Below are 26,129 nucleotides of genomic sequence, written 5' to 3'. Positions count from 1 at the left end.
GCGAGGGGGGTCAGCCGCCGTGGCCGTGTCCCGCTCCCCACGACGAGCCGAATACCTGCTGTGTCATCGCGGGCCGCAGGCGCTGCTCCATCTCCCGGTCCACGAAGTAGTCCTTGAGTGTATCTTTCGTGAGCTCGTTGCCGATCGCCGCCATGATCATCGACTGGTCGAGTGACAGGTAGCGCTCGGCGATGGTGCCGCTGTGCACGGCGACCGCGTCGTAGAAGCCGCCGGGACCGTAGGCTCCGAGGTCCTGCTCGATGCCCTCGAGGTTGCGCAGGGCGCCCTCGCGGTCGTAGGGCAGGGCGAGGAAGGCCGCGTGCGGGGTCACGACCCCGTCACCGAACTCCGGATCGGGGTTGGTGCCCGTCGAGCATCCGGGACGGTCGACGTCGACGTCGGTCTTCTCGGCATCCGAGGTGTATCCGTCCGAGCGCATTCCGGCGATGTCGACGCCGTACTCCGCGTACCCGCCGAAGGGGTCGCTCGCCGGCGAGAACCCCCAGTAGCCGTAGCCGGCTTCGTCGAGACCGTGCTGCTTCTGCACCGCGACCGTGATCGGGTGATTGAGCTTCCACGACTTCGGGCCCCACTTCGTCTCGGGCACGAGCAGGTCGGGCATCAGGGACTCGAACATGCTGCCGCCCCAGCTCGGGACGAACGACATCCCGCCGTACTGGTAGGTGCCTTCCCACACCTCGACGCCGTCGTACGTGCGGTATTCGCCCTGCGGCAGCTGCTCCTGCCAGGCCCAGTCGCAGCCGGGAGGCATGGTGCGGTGCGTGCCGTACAGCGCGGTGGCGGGGATCTGCCCGTTCGCGATGCCGAGGTACGTCGCGATGCGGCTCTCGCTCACGGTCGTGTCGTAGTGGTGGCACGTGTAGAACGCGGTCTCGCCCGAGCCGTTGTACATGGGCACCTCGACGCTGCAGTCCGGCGGAGCCGCGTCCCAGAACCCGCCGCGGTTCGTGCCGGCGGGGAGGCCTGCGGCACCGGCCGGGTCGAAGAACGACGCGAAGTCCATGGAGTCGTACAGCGCGTCCGCCTGCTCCGCGAGATCGGGCTCGGCCTCGCGGACGATGCGGAGGGATGCGGCCAGCCATCCATTGTCGACCGTGCTGAGGAACGGGTACACCGGGTCGCCGGAGTCCGGCCAGGTCGTGAGCTTCTCCCCCGTGGTCGGCGAGTACCAGTTGTAGAACATGCCGCTCGCGTCGTTCCGCTCGAGGCCCGCGAGGGTGTCGAGAGTCGTGGCGAGGCGCTCGTGGGCCTCGTCGTCGCCGATGACGCCGAGGTCACGGGCCGTGACCGTGGACCACAGATATCCGCCGATGTTCGTCGGCGAGGTGTGGGCGCCCGGCGTCTGCAGATCGCCGGTGATGTTGTCGGACGGCAGACCCGTCTGCTCGTCGGTCATCGCGTCCAGCGATCGCCAGGTGTCGACCGCCCAGCGGTTCAGCTCTTCGGTGCCGGGCTTGCCTCCGCCCGGCCCTCCACCCGGCCCTCCTCCGTGGCCGCCCGCTGCTGCGGGGCCGGCCACCGCGAGTCCCGCGACGACCAGTCCGGTCGCCGCCGCTGCGCTCATCCATCGCTTCATCGTGTCTCCTCATCGAGAACGGCGCCGCCGATCGCAGCGCTCCGACTCGCGAAAACCTAACACGTGTTCGGTGTTCGCTCAACCCCTCTTCCCGACGCCACTCCCCCTCTCCCCCTCTCCGCCTCATCCCCTCATTCCCCCCTCCCCTCCCCGAAACCCACCACGCGCGTCGAGACCCACCACGCCAGACGCTGGCGAAGGTGGGTCTGGACGCGCGTGGTGGGTCTCGACGGATGTAGGAGCACACGCCGCAGCCGCACACGCCGCACAGCACACGCCGCAGCCGCAGCCACAGGAGAGCGGATGCCGCGGCGAACCGCTCAGCGCGGCGCGTGAGCCTCGAGGAACTCGTACACGTCGGTCGTGTCGACGCCGGGGAACGACCCGGTGGGCAGGGTCGCGAGCAGCGTGCGCGGCGTCTTCACGTTCGGCCACGAGTGCTCGCGCCACCGCTCCTCGAGCTCGGCGGGCGCGCGACGGCAGCACACCTCGATCGAGTGCTTCGAGACACCGCGGTGCGGGGTGTCGCGTCCCACGAACCACTTCGTGTCGTCGAAGCGCACGCCCACGCTCACCGAGTGGAGTCCCTCGCTCGACGCCTCGACGCGGGCGGTGCACCAGTACGTCCCATTCCCTGTGTCGGTGTACTGGTAGTACGGGTTGAACCGGTCGTCCTCCTCGAACACCACGCGGCTCGTCCAGCGCCGACAGCACATCTGCCCCTCGATCGCGCCGAGACGGTCGGTCGGGAAGTTCACGTCGTCGTTCTCGTAGGCCTTGGTGATCGTGCCCGACTCGTGCACTTTGAGGAAGTGCACGGGGATGCCGAGGTGCCGCGTCGCGAGATTGGTGAAGCGGTGCGCGGCGGTCTCGTACGACACGGAGTAGGCGTCGCGCAGGTCCTCGATCGAGATGGACCGCCGCGCCTTCGCCTCCTGGAGCGCCGGAACGACGTGGGCCTCGGGGATCAGCAGCGCCCCCGTGAGGTAGTTCGTCTCTACCCGCTGACGCAGGAACTCGGCGTAGCTGCGCGGCTCGGCGTGCCCGAGGATGCGGCTCGACAGCGCCTGCAGCACGGCGGTGCGGGCGTCGCCCTTCGCGGGCACCGCGCTCGAGAGGTAGAGGCGCCCGTTGGCGAGGTCGGCCACACTGCGCGTGGTCTGCGGCAGGTCGGGCGCGTAATGCAGCGTGAAGCCGAGGTACGCGGCGATCTCCGAGGCGGTCCGCTGCGTGAGCGGGCCTCCGGGATGCCGCACGGCGGCGAGGATCTCCGACGCCTTGGTCTCCAGATCGGCGAAGTGGTTGTCCTGACGCCGCATGAGGTGACGCAGCTCGACGTTCGCGCGCCGCGCCTCCTCCGGCGTGGCCGCGCGCTCGTCGCGCAACCGGTCGATCTCGCCGTGCAGCGCGAGCAGCGCGCGGAGAGCCTCGGTCGGCACGCTCTTCGCGATGCGGAACGGCTCGATGCCGAGTGCCTGGAACGTCTGGCCCTTCATCGCCCGTTCGAGCGCGATCTCGACGGCGCTCCGCTCGTCGAGCGGCTCCCCCTCGAGCAGTGCGTCGATCGTCACACCGAGCGCCCGGGCGATGGCCTGCAGCAGGGTGAGCTTGGGCTCTCGCTTGCCCGTCTCGATCATCGACAGCTGACTCGGCGCACGGTCGACCGCCGAGGCGAGGTCGTCGAGCGTCATCCCGCGCGCGGTGCGCAGCTGCCTGATGCGCCGACCGATCGTGAGGGCGTCGGTCTCGTTCTCGTCGCTGAGAGGGTCCATGGCCGCGATTCTGTCACAGAAACAGAATTTTGCGCGATCTTCACGCCGCGAATGACCAGTCGAGCTGCCGATCTTCACGGATGGTTGTCATACGCCACCCGGCACCGCCGCCGGAATCCGATGAAGGAGACACCATGTCGAACACCGCTGAGAACCGCACCCCTCGCCCCGCCGGCCTGCGGGCGGGCGACCAGGTCCAGACGGCCGCCGAGCTGCAGGAGATCTGGGACACCGACCCCCGCTGGGACGGCGTCGAGCGCACGTACACGGCAGACGACGTCATCCGCATCCGCGGCTCCGTCCGGGAGGACGCCACCCTCGCCCACCGGGGTGCGGAGAACCTCTGGAACCTGCTGCACACCGAGGAGTACGTACGTGCACTCGGCGCCTACACGGGCGGCCAGGCCGTGCAGCAGGTGCGCGCCGGGCTCAAGGCCATCTACCTCTCGGGCTGGCAGGTCGCGGCCGACGGCAACCTGGCCGGCCAGACCTACCCCGACCAGTCGCTGTACCCCGCGAACTCGGTGCCGGCCGTCGTGCGCCGCATCAACAACGCACTGCTGCGCCAGGACCAGCTCGAGCACGCCGAAGGGAACATCACCCAGGACTGGCTGGCGCCGATCGTCGCCGATGCCGAGGCCGGGTTCGGCGGTCCGCTCAACGCCTACGAGCTCGCGCAGTCGCTGATCCAGGCGGGGGCGGCGGCCATCCACTGGGAGGACCAGCTCGCGAGCGAGAAGAAGTGCGGGCATCTGGGCGGCAAGGTCCTCGTGCCGACCCAGCAGCACATCCGCACGCTGAACGCGGCCCGTCTGGCCGCCGACGTCGCAGGCGTCCCCACCGTCATCATCGCGCGGACGGATGCTCTCGCGGCCGACCTGCTGACCAGCGACGTCGACGAGCGCGACCAGCAGTTCCTCACCGGCGAGCGCACGGCCGAGGGATTCCACCGCATCCGCCCCGGCATCGAATCGGTCATCAGCCGCGGCCTCGCGTTCGCGCCGTACGCCGACCTGCTCTGGGTCGAGACGGGTGAGCCCGACATCGAGCTGGCGCGGGAGTTCGCCGCGGCGATCCACGCGGAGTTCCCCGGCAAGATGCTCGCGTACAACTGCTCGCCGAGCTTCAACTGGAAGCGCCACCTCTCGGATGCCGAGATCGCGACGTTCCAGCGGGAGCTCGCCGACCTGGGCTACAAGTTCCAGTTCATCACCCTGGCCGGCTTCCACGCCCTGAACCACTCCATGTTCGACCTCGCCCGCGGCTACGCCGAGCGCGCCATGAGCGCGTACGTCGAGCTGCAGGAGGCCGAGTTCGCCGCCGAGGCCGACGGCTACACCGCCACCAAGCACCAGCGCGAGGCGGGCACCGGCTACTTCGACGTCATCTCGACCGCGCTCAACCCCGACAGCGCGACGCTCGCCCTCGCCGGCTCCACCGAGACCGCACAGTTCCACTGACTCTCAAAGGACACCGATCATGACCACTCCCACCGCTCCCCCGACCACCGCTCCCATCCAGACGACCCAGCAGGGTCCGGCGATCACGATCACCGGACCGATGCGCCCGAGGTACGACGAGATCCTCACGCACGAGGCGATCGCGTTCCTCACCGAGCTGCACCACCGCTTCGCCTCGCGTCGGCACGACCGCCTCGCCGACCGGATGCGGCGGCGCTTCGAGATCGGCAACGGACACGACCCGCGGTTCCGCGACGACACACGGCACATCCGCGAGGACGACTCGTGGCGGGTCGCCGGCGCCGGCCCCGGCCTCGAGGACCGTCGGGTCGAGATCACCGGACCCACCGACCCGAAGATGACGATCAACGCGCTGAACTCGGGCGCCCGCGTGTGGCTCGCCGATCAGGAGGATGCGACCAGCCCCACCTGGAAGAACGTGATCGAGGGGCAGCTGTCGCTCCGCGACGCGATCCGCGATGACCTCTCCTTCACGTCCCCCGAGGGCAAGGAGTACCGCGTCACGGCGGAGCGCACCCCCACGATCGTGATGCGTCCGCGCGGCTGGCACCTGCCCGAGAAGCACATCGCCTTCGTCGACCGTGCAGGGCGCCGCACGTCGGCATCCGGTTCCCTCGTCGACTTCGGGCTGTACTTCCTGCACAACGCGCAGGAGCTCATCGCGAACGGTCGCGGACCGTACTTCTACCTCGCGAAGATCGAGTCGAGCGAGGAGGCGAAGCTGTGGGACGACGTCTTCTCGTTCAGCGAGGAGTACATCGGCATCCCCCACGGCACGATCCGAGCGACCGTCCTGATCGAGACCCTGCCCGCCGCGTTCGAGATGGACGAGATTCTGTACGAGCTGCGCGACCACTGCGCCGGGCTCAACGCAGGACGCTGGGATTACATCTTCTCGATCATCAAGAACTACCGCGGCCGCGGCGCCCGCTTCGTGCTCCCCGATCGCAGCGAGGTGACGATGACGGTGCCGTTCATGCGGGCCTACACCGAGCTGCTCGTGCAGACCTGCCACAAGCGGGGAGCGTATGCGATCGGCGGCATGAGCGCGTTCATCCCGAACCGGCGCGATCCCGAGGTCACCGCTCGGGCGATCGAGAAGGTGTCCGCCGACAAGAAGCGTGAGGCCGGTGACGGCTTCGACGGCACGTGGGTCGCCCACCCCGACCTGATCCCGACCGCGCAGGCCGAGTTCGACGCCGTGCTCGGCGACCGCCCGAACCAGGTCGACCGTCAGCGGCCCGAGGTCTCGGTGTCGGCATCGGATCTGCTCGACCTGCACATCGGCCGCCCGATCACCGCGCAGGGCGTGCGCGACAACGTCTCGGTGGCGATCCGCTACCTGGAGGCCTGGCTGCGCGGACTCGGCGCCGTGGCCATCGACAACCTCATGGAGGATGCCGCGACCGCCGAGATCAGCCGCTCGCAGGTGTGGCAGTGGATCCACCAGGACCGCACGACCGACGACGGCACGCCGATCACGGCGGAGTACGTCGAGGGGTTGATCGGCGACGTCCTCGCGCGGGCGACCAGGTCGGCCGGCGACCGCTTCGACGACGCGGCTGACGTGTTCCGCGAGGTCGCGCTGCAGCCGGAGTTCCCGGCGTTCCTCACGGTCGGCGCCTACTCGCGCTTCCTCGTCGACGACGCCTGACCCCGCTTCCGGACGGGCCGGGTGCCGCACGGCATCCGGCCCGTCCCGCGTTCCGGCCCGCGCCCGTCCGAGCGGGCGTAGCCTGAGTGCATGACCGACGTCTGGAACGGAATCGCCTCGGAGTTCCTGCACCTCTACCCGCGCGGGAAGCGTCTGCTCGCCGTCGCCGGAGCGGATGCCGAGCGCTCGCGCCGCGCGGCCGACGACCTCGCCGCGGCGCTGACCGACGCGGGGCAGACCGTCGAACGCGCGCACAGCGCCGACGGTGACGACGAGGCGCTGCGCGCCGACGTGATCGCCCCGTTCCGCGCGGGCGCCGCCGACGGCACCGCGCTCATCGTCTCGGGACCCGCCGCCCTGCTGAGCGAGAACTCGCGCGGCCTGTGGAACTTCACGCTCTGGCAGCTCGCGGACGACGAGCCCCCGCACTCGGTGGCCTCGGCTCTCGTCGACCTGACGGATCCGGCGAATCCCTCGCGTCGCTTCGCGGACTACTGCGCTCTCCCCGCGTCCTACGGGGCCTGAGCAGGACGCAGCCCGCTCTGCTGCGACGGGTCAGCGGAACGACGCCGCCACGGAGTTGCGGTGGTAGTCGAAGACGATGCTCGTGCGGGTCGACGCGACGCTCGACTGGGCCGACAGGTGCTCGAGCACGAACTCCCGCATCTCCGACGAGTCGGCCACGGCGATGTGCAGCAGGAAGTCGTCGTCTCCGCCGAGGAAGAACACCTGGATCACCTGCGGCAGCACGCGCACGCGGTCGGCGAACTCGACGATGCTCTCCCGTCGACCGCTCGGACGAAGCGTGACGCCGATCACCGCTTGAAGGCCGGCGCCCAGCATCCGTTCATCGACGCTGGCGTGGAAGCCGGAGATCACGCCCCTGTCGACGAGCGCACGGAGCCTGGTGTGCGCCGTCGACGGAGCGACTCCGAGATGACCGGCGAGCTCGGCGTTGGTCATGCGACCGTCCGTGCTGAGCAGCTGGACGATCCGACGGTCGGTCTCGTCGAGCGCCGGCGCCCGAAGAGTGTTCGGCTCGGGGCGGGGCGAAGGCATCTCCATGCGAACGATTATGCAGGATGCGGCCCATTCCCGAAGATTCTTCAGGGATTCTGTCGCTCTCGCGACGTTTCTGCGATTCTTGACGCACGCACCGTCACCAGGAGGATCGATGAGGATCGGCGTTCCCACCGAGGTCAAGAACAACGAGAACCGCACCGCGCTCACCCCCGCGGGTGCCGACCGTCTCGTGCACGAGGGCCATCGCGTTCTCGTGCAGTCGGGCGCGGGCGTCGGCTCCGGTATCTCCGACGACGCCTACCGCGCCGCGGGCGCCGACATCGTCGACACCGCCGAGGAGACCTGGGGCGAGGCGGAGCTCCTCATCAAGGTCAAGGAGCCGATCGCCCAGGAGTACGGCTTCCTCCGCGACGACCTCACGCTCTTCACCTACCTGCACCTCGCGGCCGACCGGGCGTTGACCTCGGCGCTCGTGGATGCCGGCACGACGGCCGTCGCGTACGAGACCGTGCAGCTGCCCGACCGCAGCCTGCCTCTCCTCATCCCGATGAGCGAGATCGCCGGGCGCCTCTCGGTCACGATGGGCTCCTACTCGCTCATGCGCTCGGCCGGCGGCCGCGGCGTGCTGATGGGCGGCATCGCGGGAGCCCCGCGCGCGAAGACCGTCGTGATCGGCGGCGGCGTCGCGGGCGAGCACGCTGCGGCGAACGCCCTCGGGCTGGGGTCGCAGGTGACCGTGATCGACATCTCCCTGCCGCGTCTGCGCGAGCTCGAGCACCGCTACGGCGGCGCCCTCGAGACCCGCGCGTCGAGCCGCTACGACATCGCCGAGGCGCTGACGACCGCCGACCTCGTGATCGGATCCGTCCTGATCCCCGGGGCTGCAGCGCCGAAACTCGTCACCGATGAGATGGTCGCGGCCATGAAGCCGGGGTCGGTTCTCGTCGACATCGCGATCGACCAGGGCGGATGCTTCGAGGGCTCGCGGCCCACGACGCACGACGACCCGACGTTCGCCGTGCACGACTCGATCTACTACTGCGTCGCGAATATGCCCGGTGCCGTCCCGGAGACCGCGACGCGATCGCTCACCAACGCCACCCTCCCCTACGTCTCGGCGATCGCCGGCAAGGGCTGGGAGCGGGCGGCCGCCGACGACCCCGCACTCGCGAAGGGGCTGAATGTGCAGGGCGGACGCATCACTCTGGATGCCGTCGCCCAGGCCCACGGCTTCGTCACCGCCTGAGCCGGACCGACGCGAAAGAACCCGGATTCTTGTCGACCTCCTCCCCTCCGCCGCGCCGATGCGGCCGGGTACGCTCGTAACGTGACCGAACGCGCACCCCTCTCCCGCAAGCTGTCCGCCATCGCAGAGTCGGCGACCCTCAAGGTCGACGCCAAGGCCAAGGCCCTCAAGGCCGAGGGCAAGGACGTCATCTCGTACGCCGCCGGCGAGCCGGACTTCGCGACGCCGCAGTTCATCGTGGATGCCGCGGCCGAAGCCCTGGCAGACCCGGCCAGCTACCGGTACACGCCGGCTCCCGGCCTGCCCGCGCTGCGCGAGGCGATCGCCGCGAAGACGCTGCGCGACTCGGGCCTCGAGGTCTCGCCCAACCAGGTCATCGTCACCAACGGCGGCAAGCAGTCGGTGTACCAGGCCTTCCAGGCCGTCGTGAACCCCGGCGACGAGGTGCTGCTGCCCGCTCCGTACTGGACCACCTACCCCGAGGCGATCCGTCTCGCCGACGGCATCCCCGTCGAGGTCTTCGCGGGCGCCGACCAGGACTACAAGGTGACCGTCGAGCAGCTCGAGGCCGCGCGCACCGAGCGCACGACCGTGCTCGTGTTCGTCTCGCCCTCGAACCCGACCGGCTCGGTCTACACGTCTGACGAGACCAAGGCCATCGGCGAGTGGGCTGTCGAGCACGGCATCTGGGTGGTCTCGGACGAGATCTACCAGAACCTCACGTACGAGGGCGCGACGGCCACCTCGATCGTCGCAGCCGTCCCCGAGGTCGCGAACCAGACGATCCTCGTCAACGGCGTCGCGAAGACCTACGCCATGACCGGATGGCGCGTGGGCTGGATGGTCGGACCCGCCGACGCCATCAAGATCGCCGGCAACCTGCAGTCGCACCTGTCGAGCAACGTGAACAACGTCGCCCAGAAGGCTGCCATCGCGGCGCTGAACGGACCGCAGACCGAGGCCGAGCAGATGCGCGAGGCCTTCGACCGCCGCCGCCGGCTGATCGTGTCGGAGCTGTCGAAGATCGACGGCCTCGTGGTGCCGAACCCCCTCGGTGCGTTCTACGTCTACCCCGACGTGCAGGGTCTCCTGGGTCGCACGTGGGGCGGTGTCACGCCGACGACGTCGCTGGAGCTCGCGGACCTCATCCTCGAGCAGGCCGAGGTCGCCGTGGTTCCCGGCGAGGCGTTCGGCCCCTCCGGCTACATCCGCATGTCGTACGCGCTGGGCGACGATCAGCTTCTCGAGGGCGTTCAGCGCCTGCAGCGGCTTTTCGCCTCCTGAGCGCGATCCGTCTCGCTCCTCGGGTCGATGAGCGAGGAGCGCAGCGACGAGACGACACGCGCCGCCGCGCTCACTCCTCGTGGAAGCCGATCAGCCAGCGGATGCCGTAACGGTCGACGAGTGTGCCGTCGTAGTCGCCCCACGGTCTCTTCTGCAGCGCGTCGATCACGCGGCCGCCCGCCGAGAGCTGATCGAACCAGCTGGTGAGCGTCGTGGCGTCGGCGGTGCCGAGCAACGACAGGAACATGCCGCTCATCTGCACGGCGTCGTCGTCGGCGCCGGCATCGGCTCCTGCGAGCGCCACGGGACCCGAGAGCTGGCCGTGGGCGATCGCATCGCCGGGACCGTCGTGCCGTCCGGCATCCGCGTAGCTCATGGTCTGCAGTTCGCCGCCGAAGACGGATCGATACAGGTCGAGCGCCTCCGCGGCGTTACCGGGAAACAGCAGGTACGGGATCAGTCCGCTCATGCCGCGAGTGTAGACCTCCGCAGCGACATGACACTGCTCAGAACGCCGGCGCGGTCGTGACGCGGACGCTCTTCGACGGCACGGAGGAGTTCCCCGCGGCATCCACCGCGATGATCTCGAGCTCGTACGTCGTGCCGGGGCTGAGGGCGACCGTGAGGCTCTTGAGCTTCGTGATCGCGACCTGTCCGGGCGTCGACGCGATGATCGCGCCGCTCAGACGGTCGCGCACGCGGTACTCGACCACCCCGATGTTGTCGACGGCGCGCACCCACACGAGGGGCGCGGACGTGGCGGTCACCCGGGAACGGGTGACGGCGACCGCCCCGGGGGCACTCGGCGCCTCGAGGTCGGGAAGCAGCGCTTCGGCGTCGGTCCGCGGTGTCCGCAGATCGACGAGATCCGAGACGCCGATCCGTCCGGCCGCGTCGTAGGCCCAGACCTGGATCGAATACCACCCGCCGGGCACGAGGCCGGAGATGGTCGTGCCGGTCGCCGTCCCGTCGACGGTGGCGACGAGAGCCGGACTGCGCACCTCGTAGCGGACGACTGCGGCTTCGGCGGTCGCGGCCTGCCAGGTCACGTCGACAGATGTCGAGCTCGTCGCGCGTGCGGCAACGCCGTTCACCGCAGCGGGGTCGTGTGACGCCGCTGAGACCTGTAAGGCCTCAGCCGGGCCGCGCTCCTGGGCGGCCGCTGTCGCGGACGAGCCCAGCGCGGCGACGATGAGCAGTGCGCCGAGGGCGCCGGACAGAGCGGCTTTCGCCGGGAATTCCCTGAGCATCCCTCGATCGTGACAGTTACGCGGCGGCCCCTCGAGCGTTCCGCGTGCTTCGTTCCGGGATGCCGTTGCAGCGGCGACGGACCGCGCAGCAGCACTCCCCGAGCAGGCCGCCTCGACCAGAGCTCTCCGATCGGAGATCCCTTGACCAGGGCTCTTCGACCGGCGATCGCCTGACCAGAGCTCGACGGACGAGAGCTCCCTGACTAGAGCTCGACGCCCACGAGCACCGGCTCGGGCTGCAGGACGAGCCCGAACTCGGAGTGCACGCGGCTCTGGACGAAGCGCGCGAGCTCCGACACCTCGGCAGCAGTCGCCCCACCGCGGTTGGTGAGTGCGAGCGCGTGCTTCGTCGACACGGAGGCGCGGGAGCGCGGGAGGCGGAACCCCTTGCGGATCCCGGCCTGCTCGATGAGCCACGCGGCGCTCACCTTGACGTCCGGCGCCTCGGTCTTCGCGGCGGGGACGAGGCCCTCGTACGCGTGCAGCGGGATCACCGTCACCGCGTCGAGATCGGGCGTCACCGGCCAGCGAGGGCACTCGGGAGGAAGCGAGCGGGCGACGGCCTCGGGCACGATCGCGTTCTGGAAGAACGAACCGACGCCGTGAGTGTCGGGGTCGTCCGCATCCCACAGCATCCCCTTCGACGCCCGCGTGGCGAGGATGCGCTCGCGCACCCACGCGAGCGGCACCGGCTCATCCGAGCTCAGCCCGAGCGCGCGACGCAGCTGTTCGCCGCGCACGATCCGCTCCCCGGCGACGAGCAGGTCGACGGTGACGGAGAGGATCACGGCGCGGCGCTGGGGCTCGCTGCCGTAGTGATGCTTGAACACCGAGGTGCGGAAGCCGAGGCCGAGCTCCGCCGCCGGAACGGTCGAGATGTGGCCGGTGATCTGGTCGATCAGGTCGACCTCGACGAGCGTCTCCTGGATCTCCTGGCCGTAGGCTCCGATGTTCTGCACCGGAGCGGCGCCGACGGTGCCGGGGATGCCGCTCATCGCCTCGAGGCCGGCGTACCCATGCTCGACCGCGAAGGCCACGAGATCGTCCCAGCCGTGTCCTGCCTCGACGCGCAGACGGATCCGTCCGGGGTGCGGCGAGGGCAGCTCCTCGATGCCGCGCGTCAGGACGCGGATGACGGTGCCCTCGAACGCCTCGTCCCCGATGAAGAGGTTCGAGCCGCCGCCGAGCACGAGCAGGTCATCGCCGCGCGACCACACCTCGGTGAGCGCGGCGACGAGCTCCTCGCGGGTGGCTGCTTCCAGCATCCTCTCCGGCGCACCGCCGGTGCGCAGGGTCGTCAGCGTCGAGAGCCGCATCGGCTCGACCTCGCGAACGGCGGACTCGCCCATCACGCCGCGATGCGCAGCTGCGCCTTGACCAGCACGGTCGTCCCGCCGAACGTCACGGTGAGATCGATCCGGGTGGCCTTCTCGTCCACGGCCCCGACGGTCGCGAGCACGTGCAGGTCGGCTCCGGACTCGGGGTCGACGACGACCGGCTTCGTGAAGCGGACGCCGTAGTCGAGCACGCGGGCGGTCGGCTCGAGCGCGGCGACGACGACCGACGAGGCGATGCCCATCGTGAGCATGCCGTGCGCCAGCACACCGGGCAGCCCGACCGACGCCGCGATGTCGTCACGGTAGTGGATGGGATTGAAGTCGCCGGAGGCACCGGCGTAGCGCACGAGGGATTCGCGCGTGAGGTGGACGGTGCGCTCCGCGATCACATCTCCGACGGCGTACGGCATCACTGCGCTCCCTCTTCCGCACCGACGAGCAGGACGCTCGTGGCGGTCACGACGTGCTCGCCCTCGGCATCCGCGATCGCGGCCTCGCTGGTGATCATGGCGTTGCCGCCCATCATGCGGATGCCGGTGACCCGCAGCTGCGCGGTGAGCTCGTCGCCCGCGACGATCGGCCGCGTGTACGCGAAGCGCTGCTCGGCATGGATCGTGCGCGCCAGCTCGATGCCGGAGTCCGGCTCGCTCAGGAGCTGCTGCAGAGTGAGGTCCTGGATGACCATGGCGAACGTCGGCGGCGCGACCACGTCGGAGAAGCCCGCGGCGCGCGCGGCCTCGACATCGGTGTGCTGCGGAGCATCGGCGAACACCGCGCGCGCGAACTCGCGCACCTTCTCGCGGCCGACGAGGTAGGGGGAGGTCGGCGGGAACTCCCGACCGATCAGTTCTTGGTTCACTGCCACCCCTCGATCCTACTTTCTCGCCATCGGGACGACGACCGCGAGGACCGGAGGAAAGCGGGGGCTCAGTCCTTCTTGCGGCGGCCCTTGATCGCCTTCATCGCCATCTGCACGGCGATCACCACGAGGTATGCCGCGAACAGCATGTTCGCGACACCCGGATCGATGATCGTCGCCAGCCAGGCGCCGAGCGCCGTCGTGGTGCACGCCGAGACGCCGACGACGGCTGCCGCGACGATGTCGACGTTGTGGTTCCGAAGGTTTCCGATGGTGCCGGAGATCGCGGTCGGGATCATCATGAGCATCGAGGTGCCCTTGGCCACGAGGTCACTCGTGCCGAACGCGAGCATGAGGACGGGGACGACGACGATCCCGCCGCCGACGCCGATGAGCCCGGAGAGGATGCCGGTCGCGACGCCCACCACGACGAGCGCTAACCCGCTGAGGACCGTCAGCTCGAAGACGGCGTCGCGGGAGGGGATCACGAGGAAGAGGCTCACGATCACGACGACCAGGAAGCCCACGAAGAACCAGCGCAGGGTCGTCTGCGAGATGCGGGGCAGCAGCCTGGTGCCGATCTGCGCCCCGACGACGGAGCCCGCGGCGAGGATGAGCGCGGGGATCCACGCCACAGAGCCGTGCACGGCATAGGACACGACGCCGACCGTGGCGGTCGGCACGATCGCCGCGAGCGATGTCCCGGCGCCGAGGCGCTGGTTGAAGTGCAGGAACAGCACGAGCAGCGGGACGATGACGGTGCCGCCGCCGACGCCGAAGAGCCCGGAGAGGAGGCCGGCGGTCAGGCCGATGCCGATGAAGGAGACGACGGCGCGGGGCCCTCGGTTCAGGGTCTGCGCATCACTCACCGCAACAGCCTACTCTCGCGGCATCCACGTCGAGATCACCCTGGGACCGAGTGCCCTTTCATGCGACACTGGATCGCACCGGACGACGCCGTCCGACCCGGATCGAAGGAGATCTCATGGTGCGCAGTTCCTATCCCGACGTCGAGATCCCCGCGACGTCCATTCACGAGTTCCTGTTCGGCGACCTCGACGAGGACCGTCTCGACGCCGTCGCGCTCGTCGACGGGATGAGCGGGGCGACCACGACCTACCGACAGCTCCTCGCACAGATCGACCTGTTCGCGGGAGCGCTCGCCCATCGCGGAGTCGAGGTCGGGACCGTCGTCGGCGTGCTGTGCCCGAACGTGCCCGCGTTCGCCACGGTGTTCCACGGCATCCTGCGTGCCGGCGCGACCGCGACGACGATCAACTCCCTCTACACGGCCGAGGAGATCGCCAACCAGCTGACGGATGCCGGAGCCACCTGGCTCGTCACCGTCTCCCCTCTGCTCGCCGGGGCGCGGGAGGCCGCCGAGCGCGTCGGCCTCGGCGCCGATCACGTCATCGTGCTCGACGGCGCCGACGGGCATCCGTCACTCCCCTCGCTTCTCGGAGAGGGGCGAGGAGCGCCCGAGGTGTCGTTCGATCCGGCCACGCATCTCGCCGTGCTGCCCTACTCGTCCGGCACGACAGGGCGTCCGAAGGGCGTCGTGCTCACGCACCGCAACCTCGTCGCGAACGTCAGTCAGTGCCGCTCGACGATCTCGCTCGCCGACGACGACCGCGTGCTCGCGGTGCTGCCGTTCTTCCACATCTACGGCATGACCGTGCTCCTCAATTTCGCGCTCCGGCAACGGGCAGCGCTCGTCACGATGCCGAAGTTCGATCTCACCGAGTTCCTCCGGGTCGTCCAGGAGCATCGGACGAGCTGGGTGTTCATCGCCCCGCCGATCGCGGTCGCCCTCGCGAAGCACCCGCTCGTCGACGACTACGACCTGTCGTCGGTGAAGGTGATCTTCTCGGGCGCTGCCCCCCTCGACGGCGCACTGGCCACGGCCGTCGCCACCCGTCTCGACTGCGTGGTGTGCCAGGGATACGGCATGACCGAGACGAGTCCGGTGACCCACGCGATCCCCTACGACCGCCCGGAGATCGATCGCTCGTCGGTCGGACTGCTGCTCGCGAACACCGAAGCACGTCTGCTCGCGGAGGACGGCAGCGACGTGCAGGTTCCCCCGTCGGGCGCGAGCGAGCCGGGCGAGATCCTCATCCGCGGCCCCCAGGTCATGGCGGGCTACCTCAACCGCCCCGACGCGACGGATGAGATGCTGGATGCCGACGGCTGGCTGCACACCGGCGACGTCGCCACGGTCACGGCCGACGGCGTGTTCCGCATCGTCGACCGGCTCAAGGAGCTCATCAAGTACAAGGGCTACCAGGTGGCTCCGGCCGTGCTCGAGGCGGTGCTGCTGGAGCATCCGTCCATCGCCGACGCCGCCGTGATCGGCGCTCCGGACGACGAGGGCCAGGAGGTGCCGAAGGCTTTCGTCGTCCGCCAGCAGGGCGCCGACCTCGACGCGGATGCGGTGATCGCTCACGTCGCAGCCCATGTGGCGCCGCACGAGAAGGTGCGTCAGGTGGAGTTCATCGACGCGATCCCGAAGTCGGCGTCGGGCAAGATCCTGCGCAAGGACCTTCGCGCCCGCCCCTGACCCGCTTCTGCGGCCTCGGTCATGTTCTGCGGCCACGACGCCACGTCGTGGCCGCAGAAGTCACCGATGGCCGCAGAACCTGCTGCGCACACGACGAAGCCCGCCGTCCCTGAGCGGGGCGGCGGGCTTCGTGGTGTGCGAGATGCTTACTCGGACTTGTTCTCGACAGCGTCCTCGGCGGCGGCCTCAGCGGCCTCGCCCTCGGCCTGCGACTCGGCGCCGGCGTCGGCAGCGGTCTCGTCGGCAGGGGCCTCCTCGGTGGTCTCCTCCGCGGGAGCCTCCTCGGCGGGCTTCTCCTCGGCGGCAGGCGCAGCGGCGGCCGGAGCAGCCTTCTTGGTCGACTTCGCCTTCGGCGTGACGGGCTCGAGGACGAGCTCGATCACGGCCATGGGAGCGTTGTCGCCCTTACGGTTGCCGACCTTGGTGATGCGCGTGTAGCCGCCCTCGCGGTCCGCGACGAGCGGAGCGATCTCGGCGAACAGCGTGTGCACGACGTCCTTGTCACCGATGACCGAGAGAACGCGACGACGGGCGTGCAGGTCTCCGCGCTTGGCGAAGGTGATCAGACGCTCGGCGAGCGGACGCAGGCGCTTGGCCTTGGTCTCGGTCGTCTTGATGGACTTGTGGGTGTAGAGAGCCGCCGCGAGGTTGGCAAGCAGCAGGCGCTCGTGGGCGGGGCCGCCTCCGAGGCGGGGACCCTTGGTGGGCTTGGGCATAATCGTCTAACTCCTGGTCAGGAAGGGTCGGGTATCAGAAGGACTCGTCTTCGCTGCCGCCGTAGAAGTGGGCGCCGTCGAAACCGGGCACCGAATCCTTGAGCGACAGACCGAGCGAGATGAGCTTGTCGCGCACCTCGTCGACCGACTTCTGGCCGAAATTGCGGATGTTCATGAGCTGCGTCTCCGAGAGGGCGACGAGCTCCGAAACGGTGTTGATGCCTTCGCGCTTCAGGCAGTTGTACGAGCGCACGGAGAGGTCGAGGTCCTCGATCGGCATCGACAGCTCGCTGGAGTTCACTGCCTCCACCGGCGCCGGGCCGATCTCGATGCCCTCTGCCTCGACGTTCAGCTCGCGGGCGAGACCGAACAGCTCGGTGAGCGTCTTGGCAGCCGAGGCGACGGCGTCGCGCGGGCTGATCGAGTTCTTCGTCTCGACGTCCAGGACGAGCTTGTCGAAGTCGGTGCGCTCCCCGGCACGGGTCGCGTCGACGCGGTAGCTGACCTTCAGGACCGGCGAGTAGATCGAGTCGATCGGGATCTGACCGGCCTCGGCGTACTCGTTGCGGTTCTGGGTCGCCGAGACGTAGCCGCGGCCGCGCTCGATGGTGAGCTCCAGCTCGAACTTGGCCGTGTCGTTGAGCGTGGCGATGACGAGCTCGGGGTTGTGCACCTCGACACCGGCCGGAGCCGAGATGTCGGCGGCGGTCACTTCACCGGCACCGGTCTTGCGCAGGTACGCCGTGATGGGCTCGTCGCGCTCGCTCGAGACGACGAGCTGCTTGATGTTGAGGATGATCTCGGTGACATCCTCCTTCACGCCGGGGATGGTGCTGAACTCGTGCAGCACGCCGTCGATGCGAACGCTCGTGACGGCAGCGCCGGGGATCGACGACAGCAGGCTGCGACGGAGCGCGTTGCCGATCGTGTATCCGAAGCCGGGCTCCAGAGGCTCGATGATGAACCGGCTCCGGTTCTCGACGATCTTTTCCTCGGTGAGTGTGGGACGCTGTGCAATAAGCACTCTGTGTTCCTTTCGATCACATGCCCGCTATATGACATGTGGTGGGTGAGGTCTTGAGTTGTGGAAGTCGATGCCCGCTGACGGGCGTCGAGCCGCTCACCCTTGACGGGCGAGCGGCTCAACGAGCCGGGTCAGACGCGGCGACGCTTCGGCGGGCGGCAGCCGTTGTGCGCCTGCGGGGTGACGTCCGAGATCGAGCCGACCTCGAGGCCTGCGGCCTGGAGCGAGCGGATCGCGGTCTCGCGGCCGGAGCCCGGACCCTTCACGAGGACGTCGACCTTCTTGACGCCGTGCTCCGCAGCCTGACGGGCGGCGGACTCGGCAGCCATACCGGCGGCGTACGGGGTCGACTTGCGCGAGCCCTTGAAGCCCACGCCACCCGACGATGCCCAGGCGATGACGGCGCCGGACGGGTCGGTGATCGAAACGATGGTGTTGTTGAACGTCGACTTGATGTGGGCCTGGCCCAGCGCGATGTTCTTCTTCTCCTTGCGGCGCGGCTTGCGCGCGGCGGCCTTGGGTGCAGCCATGAAAGTGTTCTCCTAGTCCCTGGGGCCGCGCTTAGCGGGCCTTCTTCTTGCCTGCGACGGTGCGCTTCGGGCCCTTGCGGGTACGGGCGTTGGTCTTGGTGCGCTGACCACGGACCGGGAGGCCACGACGGTGGCGGATGCCCTCGTAGGAGCCGATCTCGACCTTGCGGCGGATGTCTGCGGCGACCTCGCGGCGCAGGTCACCCTCCACCTTGTAGTTGCCTTCGATGTAGTCGCGGAGGGCGACGAGCTGGTCGTCGCTGAGGTCCTTCACGCGGATGCTCTCGTCGATCTCGGTCGCCTTGAGGATCTCGACCGAGCGGGTACGGCCGACGCCGTAGATGTAGGTAAGGGCGATCACCACGCGCTTGTCGCGCGGGATGTCAACGCCGGCAAGACGTGCCATGCGGTTCTCCTGAGTGTGGTGGAGGTGTGGAGCAGGATCGGTGCTCGGGCCTCCGCCCCGAGGTGTCCCCCACCGGAGTGGGATCTGATCCTGCCAGTTTCTTTCGGTCGTTGCGCGAGCGGAGCGAGACGAGACGCCTCGACCATCGCGCGACCTGTATTGAGTTGTGAGTCAGATCCGGTCGATCAGCCCTGGCGCTGCTTGTGGCGCGGGTTGCTCTTGCAGATCACCATGACGCGGCCGTGACGGCGGATCACCTTGCAGTGATCGCAGATGGGCTTGACGCTGGGGTTGACCTTCATGATGATTCCTGTTCGCTGTCTTCACCGGGCAGGCACGGATGCCTGGGGTGTTACTTCTCGACCGATCAGCGGTAGCGGTAGACGATGCGGCCTCGGGTCAGGTCGTAGGGGCTGAGCTCCACGACCACACGGTCCTCGGGGATGATGCGGATGTAGTTCTGCCGCATCTTTCCGGAGATCGTCGCCAGGACCTTGTGTCCGTTGGTGAGCTCGACGCGGAACATCGCGTTGGGCAGAGCCTCGGAGATCACGCCCTCGATCTCGATGACACCGTCTTTCTTAGCCATAGCCTCGCTTGCGCTTCTGCAGACCGGTCGATCTGCGTTGTGAGTGGGATTGCGGCGTCTCGCCGACTCGGACACGCCGAATCAAGGCACAAGGCACCAAAGATCTATGTTAGACGACGAAGGGAGTTCCGGCAACCTGAGCAGGATGCCGGAACTCCCCTATCGGAGGTCGAGCCGATCAGCCGAGCAGATCGGTGAACTTCTTGAAGTCCGCCTGGTCCTGAAGGTTGAGACGCGTGCCGTTGACCTCGACGGTCGGCGTGCCGCTGATCTCGTTCTTCTTGGCCTGCGCCGCACCGAACTTGCGGTACGTCTCGTCGGTGATGCACGAGACCGCGTCGTCTGCGCCGACCTGCGTCGCGAAGTCGGCAAGCTGATCGGTCGTCAGACCTGCGGAGTTCTCGGCGGGCTGGTTGTCGAACAGCGTCTTCGCGTAGTCGAGGTAGAGGTCGGGGTTCGACTCGGCGACACAGACCGCAGCGCCGGCCGAGCGGGACGAGTACTCCGTGCCCTGCGAGTAGCGGTCGAGAATCGCGATCGGGTGGTACTCGAGCGTGATGCGCCCGTCGGCAGCCGCTGCCTCGAGGTCGGCTCCGTACTGCTCCTCGAAGCTCTTGCAGACGGGGCACTGGAAGTCGACGAAGACCGCGACGGTATCCTCGCCGTCGCCGAAGCCGATCGAACCAGTCTCGGAGTTGAACGTGTCATTGCTCTTCGGAGCCGCACCGGGATCGGTCGCCTGGTTGTTGAGGAGGACGACGACGAACGCGAGGACGGCCAGCACGACCACCACGGCCGCCGAGACGCCGATCACGAACCAGTTGGTGTTGCTGCTCTTCGCGGCTGCCATGGGTTTCCGTTTCTGTCGAGGTCCACCCACGGCGGACCCGGCTTGAAGTCTGCGGATGCATGCGCACCCATACAGCTCTATTCTGCCCGCAGAAACCTATGCGCCGGTTGTGACGGCAGCGGCCGATACGACCTCGTTACGCGATCGGGGCGGGGGTCACACCGAAGGGCGCCAGCCCGGCCGCTCCCCCATCCGGGGCGGTGAGCACCCAGATGCCGTCCGCATGCAGCGCGACGCTGTGCTCCCAGTGCGAGCCGTCGGAGCCGTCGGTCGTGGAGACGGTCCAGTCGTCGTCCTCGACGAAGGTCTCCTCTCCCCCGGCGGTGACCATGGGCTCGATCGCGAGCACGAGTCCTGGTTTGACCTCCGCTCCGGGGTCTGGTGTCCGGTAGTTGAACACGCTCGGCGCCTCGTGCATCTTGCGTCCGATCCCATGCCCGACGTACTCCCGCAGGATGCCGTAGGGGCGACCGGAGACGGACGAGACGCCCTGCGCCTCGATGTACCCCTGGATCGCCGCACCGAGGTCGCCGAGGTGAGTCGCCGTGGCCATGGCCGCGATACCCGCCCACATCGATCCCTCGGTCACGCGAGAGAGCTCCTCGCGCCGGGCGACGAGTTCGGGCCTCTCAGAGTCGGGCACCACGACCGTGATCGCGCTGTCGCCGTTCCACCCCTGGTACTGCGCGCCGCAGTCGATCGAGACGATGTCGCCGGCTTCGAGCACTCGTTCGCCGGGGATGCCGTGCACGACCTCCTCGTTCACCGAGATGCACGTCGTGTGACGGTAGCCGCGCACGAGCTGGAAGTTCGACTCGGCACCGCGTTCGAGGATGACCCGGTTCGCCTCGGCATCCAGCTCGAGAGTCGTGACTCCCGGGCGGATCAGCGGGCGCACGGCGTCCAGCGCCGCCGCCGTGATGAGACCCGGCTCCACCATCGAGCGGAGCTGAGCGGGGGTCTTGTAGATCGACCGGCGGAACATCGGGAGGCGATCAGGCGGCGAGGCGCAGGCCGCGCGCGGCCAGCGCCGCGAACACGCGCTCGGTGATCTCGTCGAGAGAGCCGACGCCGTCGATCCGGTCGACGATGCCACGCTCCCCGTACACCTCGAGGATCGGAGCCGTCTCGTGCTCGTAGATGTCGAGTCGGTGCGCGATCGCGGCATCCGTGTCGTCGGAGCGTCCCTGCTCCGCTGCACGGAGCTTCAGGCGGGAGATGCTCTCGTCACGAGGCACGTCCAGCAGGATGACGGCATCCAGAGACTCGCCTCGCTCGCCGAGGAACTCCTCGAGGTGCGCCACCTGCGCGGTGTTGCGCGGGTAGCCGTCGAGCAGGAACCCGTTCGCCGCGTCGTCCTGCGACAGGCGATCGCGCACGATCTCACTCGTGAGCTCGTCGGGGACGAGGTCGCCCTTGTCGAGGATCTCGGTGACCTGCTGGCCGAGGGGCGTGCCCTCCTTGATGTTCGCGCGGAACATGTCTCCCGTCGAGACCACGGGGATGCCGTAGGACTCCGCGATGCGGACACCCTGCGTGCCCTTGCCCGAGCCCTGCGGGCCGACGATGAGGAGACGAGCGGATGCTGTCATCGGAGGAGCCCTTCGTAGTGACGCTGCTGCAGCTGCGCATCGATCTGCTTGACCGTCTCGAGACCCACACCGACGATGATGAGGATCGAGGCGCCGCCGAACGGGAAGTTCTGGTTGGCGCCGACGGTGGCGAGGGCGATGAGCGGGATGAGCGCGATCAGACCGAGGTAGATCGAGCCGGGCAGCGTGATGCGCGTGAGCACGTAGTCGAGGTACTCGGCGGTCGGACGACCGGCACGGATGCCGGGGATGAAGCCGCCGTACTTCTTCATGTTGTCGGCGACCTCGACCGGGTTGAACGTGATCGCGACGTAGAAGTAGGTGAACCCGATGATCAGCAGGAAGTACGCCACCATGTAGATCGGGTGGTTGCCCGTGGTGAAGTACGTGCTGATCCAGGTGACCCACGCGGCCGGCTCGGAGCCGTCCTGCGGGGTGTTGAACTGCGCGATGAGCGCGGGGATGTACAGCAGCGACGAGGCGAAGATCACGGGGATCACACCCGCCATGTTGACCTTGATCGGGATGTACGTGTTCGTTCCGCCGAAGGTGCGGCGGCCGACCATGCGCTTGGCGTACTGCACGGGGATGCGGCGCTGCGACTGCTCGACGAACACGACGAGGCCCATCACGATGATGCCGACGAGGAGCACGAGCAGGAAGACCTCGAAGCCGCGGCTCTCCCAGATCAGCCACATGGCACCGGGGAACGTGGCCGCGATGGAGGTGAAGATGAGCAGCGACATGCCGTTGCCGATGCCGCGCTCGGTGACGAGCTCGGCGAACCACATGATGAGGCCGGTGCCGGCGGTCATCGCCATGATGATGAGCAGCTGCGCCCACCACACGTCGTTCGTCAGCAGGTTCTGGCACGCGGCCAGGTCGCTCGTGCCGAAGAGCTGACCGCTGCGGGCCACCGTCACGAGCGTGGTCGACTGCAGGAGCGCCAGCGCGATCGTGAGGTACCGCGTGTACTGGGTCAGCTTGGACTGGCCGGCCTGACCCTCCTTGTGCAGGGCCTCGAAGTGCGGGATCACCACGCGCAGGAGCTGGGTGATGATCGTCGCCGTGATGTACGGCATCACACCCAGGGCGAAGATGGAGAGCTGGAGGAGCGCCCCGCCGGAGAAGAGGTTGACCAGACCCAGCAGTCCCTCGGTGCCCGAATTCTGAGCGAGGCACTCCTCGACATTCGGGAAGTTCACGAACGGAGCGGGGACGTTGGAGCCGAGTCGGTAGATCGCGACGATGGCGAGAGTGAAACCGATCTTCCGACGCAGGTCGGGCGTGCGGAAGATCCGCGCGATGGCGCTAAACAAGGGACGTTCCTCCTGAAAAGGTTGCCGATCCCTGAAGGACGGCTGAAAGAACAGGCTAACCCATAAGAGGGGCCGGAGAATCTCCGACCCCTCTCATGAAGTGGTTACTTGACGGATCCGCCCGCTGCCACGATCTTCTGCTCGGCAGAACCCGAGACCTTGTCGACCGAGACGGTGAGCTTCACGGCGATGTCGCCGCCGCCGAGAACCTTGACCTTCTCGTTCTTGCGAACCGCACCCTTGGCGACCAGGTCGCTCACGGTGACGTCGCCACCCTGGGGGTAGAGCTCCGCGAGCTTCTCCAGGTTCACGACCTGGTACTCGACGCGGAACGGGTTCTTGAAACCGCGCAGCTTCGGGGTGCGCATGTGCAGAGGCATCTGCCCACCCTCGAACCCGACGCGAACGGTGTTGCGAGCCTTGGTGCCCTTGGTACCGCGACCCGCGGTCTTGCCCTTGGAGCCCTCACCGCGACCGACACGGGTCTTCGCAGTGTTGGATCCGGGGACCGGACGCAGGTGGTGCACCTTCAGGACGCCGGGACGCGATGCCGGAGCATCCGTCTTCGGCGCGGCCTTCTTGGCGGCGGGCTTCTTCGCAGGAGCCTCGGCCTTGGCGTCGGCCGCAGCAGCGGACGACTTCTTGGCGGCGGGCTTCTTCTCGGCGGCAGCCTTGGGAGCGGCAGCCTTCTTCGGGGCCTTCTCGGCCTCGACGGCTTCGTTCTTCTCAGCCATTAGTCGATCTCCTCAACCTTCACGAGGTGCGCGACGGTCTTGACGTAGCCGCGCGTCTGCGCGTCGTCGGGACGGACGGTGCTGTCACCGATCCGCTTGAGACCGAGCGAACGCAGCGTGTCGCGCTGGTTCTGCTTCTCACTCACCTTGGACTTGATCTGCGTGACCTTGAGCCGGGCGGCCATCAGGCACCTACCTTCTGTGCGGCGATGGCGTCAGCCTCGGCGCGGACAAGACGCGCGGGGGCGACCTGGTCGAACTCGAGGCCACGACGAGCGGCGACCGCACGGGGCTCCTCGAGCTGCTTCAGCGCCTCCACCGTCGCGTGCACGATGTTGATCGTGTTCGACGAGCCGAGCGACTTCGACAGCACGTCGTGGATGCCGGCGCACTCGAGCACGGCGCGCACGGGACCACCCGCGATGACACCGGTACCGGCAGCGGCCGGACGCAGCAGCACGACGCCGGCTGCGGCCTCACCCTGCACGGGGTGCGGGATGGTGCTCGCGACACGCGGCACGCGGAAGAAGTTGCGCTTGGCCTCTTCGACACCCTTCGAGATCGCCAGAGGGACCTCGCGGGCCTTGCCGTAGCCGACGCCCACCAGACCGTTGCCGTCGCCGACGACCACGAGAGCGGTGAAGCTGAAGCGACGACCACCCTTCACGACCTTCGAGACGCGGTTGATGGTGACGACGCGCTCCAGGAACTGGTTGTCGCCACGGTCGCGCGAGTTGCGGTCGCGGCCGCCCTGGTTGCGGTCACCACGGCCGCCACGGCGACCGTCGCGCTGGTCGCGAGACGGCTCGGACTGCGTGGTGCCCGCAGCGGTCTCGGAAGTGGCAGCAGCCGCTTCGGTCACTTCGTTCTCCTTGTTGTCACTCACAGTGCCAGGCCTCCTTCACGAGCGCCCTCGGCGATGGCGGCGACACGACCCGCGTAGCGGTTGCCGCCACGGTCGAACACTGCCTCGGAAACGCCGGCGGCCTTCGCACGCTCGGCGACGAGCTCGCCGACCTTGCGGGCCTTGGCGGTCTTGTCACCCTCGAACCCGCGCAGGTCGGTCTCGAGCGTCGAAGCCGACGCAACGGTGTGACCCTTGCTGTCGTCGACGAGCTGCACGAAGACGTGGCGAGCCGAACGGTTGACGACGAGGCGCGGACGCACCTCGGTGCCCACGACCTTCTTGCGAAGGCGGGCGTGACGACGCGCGCGGGCGTCAGACTTTGACTTGAGAGCCATGGTTACTTACCACTCTTTCCGGCCTTGCGACGCACGTTCTCGCCGGCGTAGCGCACGCCCTTGCCCTTGTACGGCTCGGGCTTGCGGATCTTGCGGATGTTGGCAGCTGCCTCGCCGACAGCCTGCTTGTCGATCCCGCTGACGGTGAGCTTGTTCGTGCCCTCGACCGTGAGCGTGATGCCGGCGGGCGGGTCGATGAGGACCGGGTGCGAGAAGCCGAGGGCGAACTCGACCGAGCTGCCCTTCTGCGCCACGCGGTAACCGGTGCCGACGACCTCGAGGCCCTTGGAGTAGCCCTGGGTCACGCCGATGATGTTGTTGTTGATGAGAGTGCGGGTCAGGCCGTGGAGCGACCGCGACTCGCGCTCGTCGTCGGGACGGGTGACGAGAACCTGGTTCTCCTCGACCGCGACCTCGATGGGGTTGGCCACCGTGAGGGTGAGCTCACCCTTGGGGCCCTTCACCGCGACCTCACGGCCGTCGACCGAAACGGTCACGCCCGCGGGAACGTCGATGGGAAGTCGTCCGATACGCGACATCTGGGATCACCACACGTAGGCGAGAACTTCTCCGCCCACGCCCTTCTGCTCAGCCTGACGGTCGGTGAGAAGACCGGAGGAGGTGGACAGGATGGCCACGCCGAGGCCGCCGAGGACCTTGGGGAGCTCGGTCGACTTCGCGTACACGCGGAGACCGGGCTTCGACACGCGCTTGATGCCCGCGATCGAGCGCTCACGGTTGGGACCGTACTTGAGCTGCAGCGTGAGGTTGGTGCCGACGCGGGCGGGAGCGGTCTCCCAGCCGGCGATGTAACCCTCCTGCTGGAGGATCTCGGCGATGTGCGTCTTGAGCTTGCTCGACGGCAGGGTCACAGAGTCGTGGTGCGCCGAGTTCGCGTTGCGCAGACGGGTCAGCATGTCTGCGACCGGGTCTGTCATTGTCATGGGTGTTTTCCTTCGTTCATGAGGTTCCGGCTGCCGTTACACGACAGACGGCCTGCGATGAGCACGCAATCTTCAATTGTACGTGCACTTCGACGGGCTCAGTGACCACTGGCCGCTGAG

At 68.3% G+C, this 26,129-nt stretch carries 31 protein-coding genes; 6 read left to right on the top strand and 25 right to left on the bottom strand.

The window, feature by feature from the left end:
- Nucleotides 1-10: 10 nt before the first annotated feature.
- Complete coding sequence (locus MRBLWO14_RS13465; protein ID WP_341933644.1) at nucleotides 11-1,585, bottom strand: glucoamylase family protein; 1,575 nt, start codon at nucleotides 1,583-1,585, stop codon at nucleotides 11-13.
- 332 nt (nucleotides 1,586-1,917) lie between these two features.
- Nucleotides 1,918-3,369: a helix-turn-helix domain-containing protein gene (locus tag MRBLWO14_RS13460; RefSeq protein ID WP_341933643.1), complete on the bottom strand. Its 1,452-nt coding sequence runs from the start codon at nucleotides 3,367-3,369 to the stop codon at nucleotides 1,918-1,920.
- Between the two features lie 134 nt (nucleotides 3,370-3,503).
- Between MRBLWO14_RS13460 and aceA the strand changes: the two genes are divergently transcribed.
- The 3 genes from aceA to MRBLWO14_RS13445 all read left to right on the top strand — a co-directional run bounded on the left by aceA (nucleotide 3,504) and on the right by MRBLWO14_RS13445 (nucleotide 7,029).
- Entirely contained in the window at nucleotides 3,504-4,829 is a 1,326-nt protein-coding gene (gene aceA / locus MRBLWO14_RS13455) for an isocitrate lyase (RefSeq protein WP_341933642.1), read from the top strand.
- Between the two features lie 19 nt (nucleotides 4,830-4,848).
- Nucleotides 4,849-6,504: a malate synthase A gene (gene aceB, locus MRBLWO14_RS13450; RefSeq protein WP_341933641.1), complete on the top strand. Its 1,656-nt coding sequence runs from the start codon at nucleotides 4,849-4,851 to the stop codon at nucleotides 6,502-6,504.
- A gap of 90 nt (nucleotides 6,505-6,594) precedes the next feature.
- The gene (locus MRBLWO14_RS13445; protein ID WP_341933640.1) at nucleotides 6,595-7,029 is read left to right on the top strand and encodes a hypothetical protein; all 435 of its coding nucleotides are present in this window, start codon (nucleotides 6,595-6,597) and stop codon (nucleotides 7,027-7,029) included.
- 30 nt (nucleotides 7,030-7,059) lie between these two features.
- On the opposite strand, the gene MRBLWO14_RS13440 is transcribed toward MRBLWO14_RS13445, so the two are convergent.
- Entirely contained in the window at nucleotides 7,060-7,563 is a 504-nt protein-coding gene (locus tag MRBLWO14_RS13440; protein WP_341936199.1) for an Lrp/AsnC family transcriptional regulator, read from the bottom strand.
- 115 nt (nucleotides 7,564-7,678) lie between these two features.
- Between MRBLWO14_RS13440 and ald the strand changes: the two genes are divergently transcribed.
- Nucleotides 7,679-8,773 (top strand): alanine dehydrogenase, encoded by a 1,095-nt coding sequence (ald, locus tag MRBLWO14_RS13435; RefSeq protein ID WP_341933639.1) that lies wholly within the window; start codon nucleotides 7,679-7,681, stop codon nucleotides 8,771-8,773.
- 81 nt (nucleotides 8,774-8,854) lie between these two features.
- Nucleotides 8,855-10,057 (top strand): pyridoxal phosphate-dependent aminotransferase, encoded by a 1,203-nt coding sequence (locus MRBLWO14_RS13430; protein ID WP_341933638.1) that lies wholly within the window; start codon nucleotides 8,855-8,857, stop codon nucleotides 10,055-10,057.
- Nucleotides 10,058-10,127: 70 nt separating this feature from the next.
- Here the strand turns inward: MRBLWO14_RS13430 and MRBLWO14_RS13425 are convergent, their stop codons facing one another.
- From MRBLWO14_RS13425 to MRBLWO14_RS13400, 6 genes are all read right to left on the bottom strand, one after another.
- The gene (locus tag MRBLWO14_RS13425) at nucleotides 10,128-10,526 is read right to left on the bottom strand and encodes a VOC family protein (RefSeq protein ID WP_341933637.1); all 399 of its coding nucleotides are present in this window, start codon (nucleotides 10,524-10,526) and stop codon (nucleotides 10,128-10,130) included.
- Nucleotides 10,527-10,563: 37 nt separating this feature from the next.
- Nucleotides 10,564-11,307: a fibronectin type III domain-containing protein gene (locus MRBLWO14_RS13420; protein ID WP_341933636.1), complete on the bottom strand. Its 744-nt coding sequence runs from the start codon at nucleotides 11,305-11,307 to the stop codon at nucleotides 10,564-10,566.
- A gap of 203 nt (nucleotides 11,308-11,510) precedes the next feature.
- Entirely contained in the window at nucleotides 11,511-12,656 is a 1,146-nt protein-coding gene (locus MRBLWO14_RS13415; protein ID WP_341936198.1) for a UDP-N-acetylmuramate dehydrogenase, read from the bottom strand.
- The gene (locus tag MRBLWO14_RS13410; RefSeq protein WP_341933635.1) at nucleotides 12,656-13,054 is read right to left on the bottom strand and encodes a MaoC/PaaZ C-terminal domain-containing protein; all 399 of its coding nucleotides are present in this window, start codon (nucleotides 13,052-13,054) and stop codon (nucleotides 12,656-12,658) included. The genes MRBLWO14_RS13415 and MRBLWO14_RS13410 overlap by 1 nt, the downstream gene beginning before the upstream one ends.
- Entirely contained in the window at nucleotides 13,054-13,509 is a 456-nt protein-coding gene (locus MRBLWO14_RS13405; RefSeq protein ID WP_341933634.1) for a MaoC family dehydratase N-terminal domain-containing protein, read from the bottom strand. Before MRBLWO14_RS13405 ends, MRBLWO14_RS13410 begins: the two co-directional genes overlap by 1 nt.
- A gap of 62 nt (nucleotides 13,510-13,571) precedes the next feature.
- On the bottom strand, nucleotides 13,572-14,372 hold the full coding sequence (locus tag MRBLWO14_RS13400) for a sulfite exporter TauE/SafE family protein (RefSeq protein WP_341933633.1): 801 nt from the start codon (nucleotides 14,370-14,372) through the stop codon (nucleotides 13,572-13,574).
- Between the two features lie 116 nt (nucleotides 14,373-14,488).
- On the opposite strand from MRBLWO14_RS13400, the gene MRBLWO14_RS13395 reads away from it, so the two are divergent.
- Entirely contained in the window at nucleotides 14,489-16,063 is a 1,575-nt protein-coding gene (locus MRBLWO14_RS13395; RefSeq protein WP_341933632.1) for an AMP-binding protein, read from the top strand.
- A 146-nt stretch (nucleotides 16,064-16,209) separates the two neighbouring features.
- Here MRBLWO14_RS13395 and rplQ read toward each other — a convergent pair whose 3' ends face one another.
- From rplQ to rpsH, 16 genes are all read right to left on the bottom strand, one after another.
- Complete coding sequence (gene rplQ / locus MRBLWO14_RS13390; RefSeq protein WP_341933631.1) at nucleotides 16,210-16,779, bottom strand: 50S ribosomal protein L17; 570 nt, start codon at nucleotides 16,777-16,779, stop codon at nucleotides 16,210-16,212.
- Between the two features lie 34 nt (nucleotides 16,780-16,813).
- Entirely contained in the window at nucleotides 16,814-17,803 is a 990-nt protein-coding gene (locus tag MRBLWO14_RS13385; protein WP_144874247.1) for a DNA-directed RNA polymerase subunit alpha, read from the bottom strand.
- Between the two features lie 131 nt (nucleotides 17,804-17,934).
- Entirely contained in the window at nucleotides 17,935-18,333 is a 399-nt protein-coding gene (rpsK, locus tag MRBLWO14_RS13380) for a 30S ribosomal protein S11 (protein ID WP_050722515.1), read from the bottom strand.
- 31 nt (nucleotides 18,334-18,364) lie between these two features.
- Complete coding sequence (rpsM, locus tag MRBLWO14_RS13375; RefSeq protein ID WP_050722514.1) at nucleotides 18,365-18,739, bottom strand: 30S ribosomal protein S13; 375 nt, start codon at nucleotides 18,737-18,739, stop codon at nucleotides 18,365-18,367.
- A gap of 185 nt (nucleotides 18,740-18,924) precedes the next feature.
- On the bottom strand, nucleotides 18,925-19,041 hold the full coding sequence (gene rpmJ, locus MRBLWO14_RS13370) for a 50S ribosomal protein L36 (protein WP_005050492.1): 117 nt from the start codon (nucleotides 19,039-19,041) through the stop codon (nucleotides 18,925-18,927).
- Between the two features lie 65 nt (nucleotides 19,042-19,106).
- The gene (infA, locus tag MRBLWO14_RS13365; RefSeq protein ID WP_028496510.1) at nucleotides 19,107-19,328 is read right to left on the bottom strand and encodes a translation initiation factor IF-1; all 222 of its coding nucleotides are present in this window, start codon (nucleotides 19,326-19,328) and stop codon (nucleotides 19,107-19,109) included.
- Between the two features lie 178 nt (nucleotides 19,329-19,506).
- Complete coding sequence (locus MRBLWO14_RS13360) at nucleotides 19,507-20,178, bottom strand: thioredoxin domain-containing protein (RefSeq protein WP_341933630.1); 672 nt, start codon at nucleotides 20,176-20,178, stop codon at nucleotides 19,507-19,509.
- Nucleotides 20,179-20,314: 136 nt separating this feature from the next.
- A complete protein-coding gene (map, locus tag MRBLWO14_RS13355; RefSeq protein WP_341933629.1) occupies nucleotides 20,315-21,163 on the bottom strand; it encodes a type I methionyl aminopeptidase in 849 nt (282 codons plus the stop codon).
- A 10-nt stretch (nucleotides 21,164-21,173) separates the two neighbouring features.
- Nucleotides 21,174-21,770, bottom strand: coding sequence for an adenylate kinase (locus MRBLWO14_RS13350; RefSeq protein ID WP_341933628.1), 597 nt, complete (start codon nucleotides 21,768-21,770; stop codon nucleotides 21,174-21,176).
- The gene (secY, locus tag MRBLWO14_RS13345; RefSeq protein ID WP_341933627.1) at nucleotides 21,767-23,089 is read right to left on the bottom strand and encodes a preprotein translocase subunit SecY; all 1,323 of its coding nucleotides are present in this window, start codon (nucleotides 23,087-23,089) and stop codon (nucleotides 21,767-21,769) included. The genes MRBLWO14_RS13350 and secY overlap by 4 nt, the downstream gene beginning before the upstream one ends.
- A gap of 104 nt (nucleotides 23,090-23,193) precedes the next feature.
- Nucleotides 23,194-23,823, bottom strand: coding sequence for a 50S ribosomal protein L15 (rplO, locus tag MRBLWO14_RS13340; protein WP_341933626.1), 630 nt, complete (start codon nucleotides 23,821-23,823; stop codon nucleotides 23,194-23,196).
- A complete protein-coding gene (gene rpmD / locus MRBLWO14_RS13335; RefSeq protein WP_067121122.1) occupies nucleotides 23,823-24,008 on the bottom strand; it encodes a 50S ribosomal protein L30 in 186 nt (61 codons plus the stop codon). The genes rplO and rpmD overlap by 1 nt, the downstream gene beginning before the upstream one ends.
- The gene (gene rpsE, locus MRBLWO14_RS13330) at nucleotides 24,008-24,709 is read right to left on the bottom strand and encodes a 30S ribosomal protein S5 (protein ID WP_096715100.1); all 702 of its coding nucleotides are present in this window, start codon (nucleotides 24,707-24,709) and stop codon (nucleotides 24,008-24,010) included. Before rpsE ends, rpmD begins: the two co-directional genes overlap by 1 nt.
- Nucleotides 24,706-25,065, bottom strand: a complete 360-nt coding sequence (gene rplR / locus MRBLWO14_RS13325) for a 50S ribosomal protein L18 (protein WP_096715099.1) — start codon at nucleotides 25,063-25,065, stop codon at nucleotides 24,706-24,708. The genes rpsE and rplR overlap by 4 nt, the downstream gene beginning before the upstream one ends.
- A 2-nt stretch (nucleotides 25,066-25,067) precedes the next feature.
- On the bottom strand, nucleotides 25,068-25,604 hold the full coding sequence (rplF, locus tag MRBLWO14_RS13320) for a 50S ribosomal protein L6 (protein WP_341933625.1): 537 nt from the start codon (nucleotides 25,602-25,604) through the stop codon (nucleotides 25,068-25,070).
- A gap of 6 nt (nucleotides 25,605-25,610) precedes the next feature.
- Nucleotides 25,611-26,009, bottom strand: coding sequence for a 30S ribosomal protein S8 (gene rpsH, locus MRBLWO14_RS13315; protein WP_096715097.1), 399 nt, complete (start codon nucleotides 26,007-26,009; stop codon nucleotides 25,611-25,613).
- Nucleotides 26,010-26,129: the final 120 nt, after the last annotated feature.

This window comes from Microbacterium sp. LWO14-1.2 (genome assembly GCF_038397715.1).
Lineage (GTDB): Bacteria > Actinomycetota > Actinomycetes > Actinomycetales > Microbacteriaceae > Microbacterium.
This window is presented reverse-complemented; position numbering and strand designations above follow the sequence as displayed.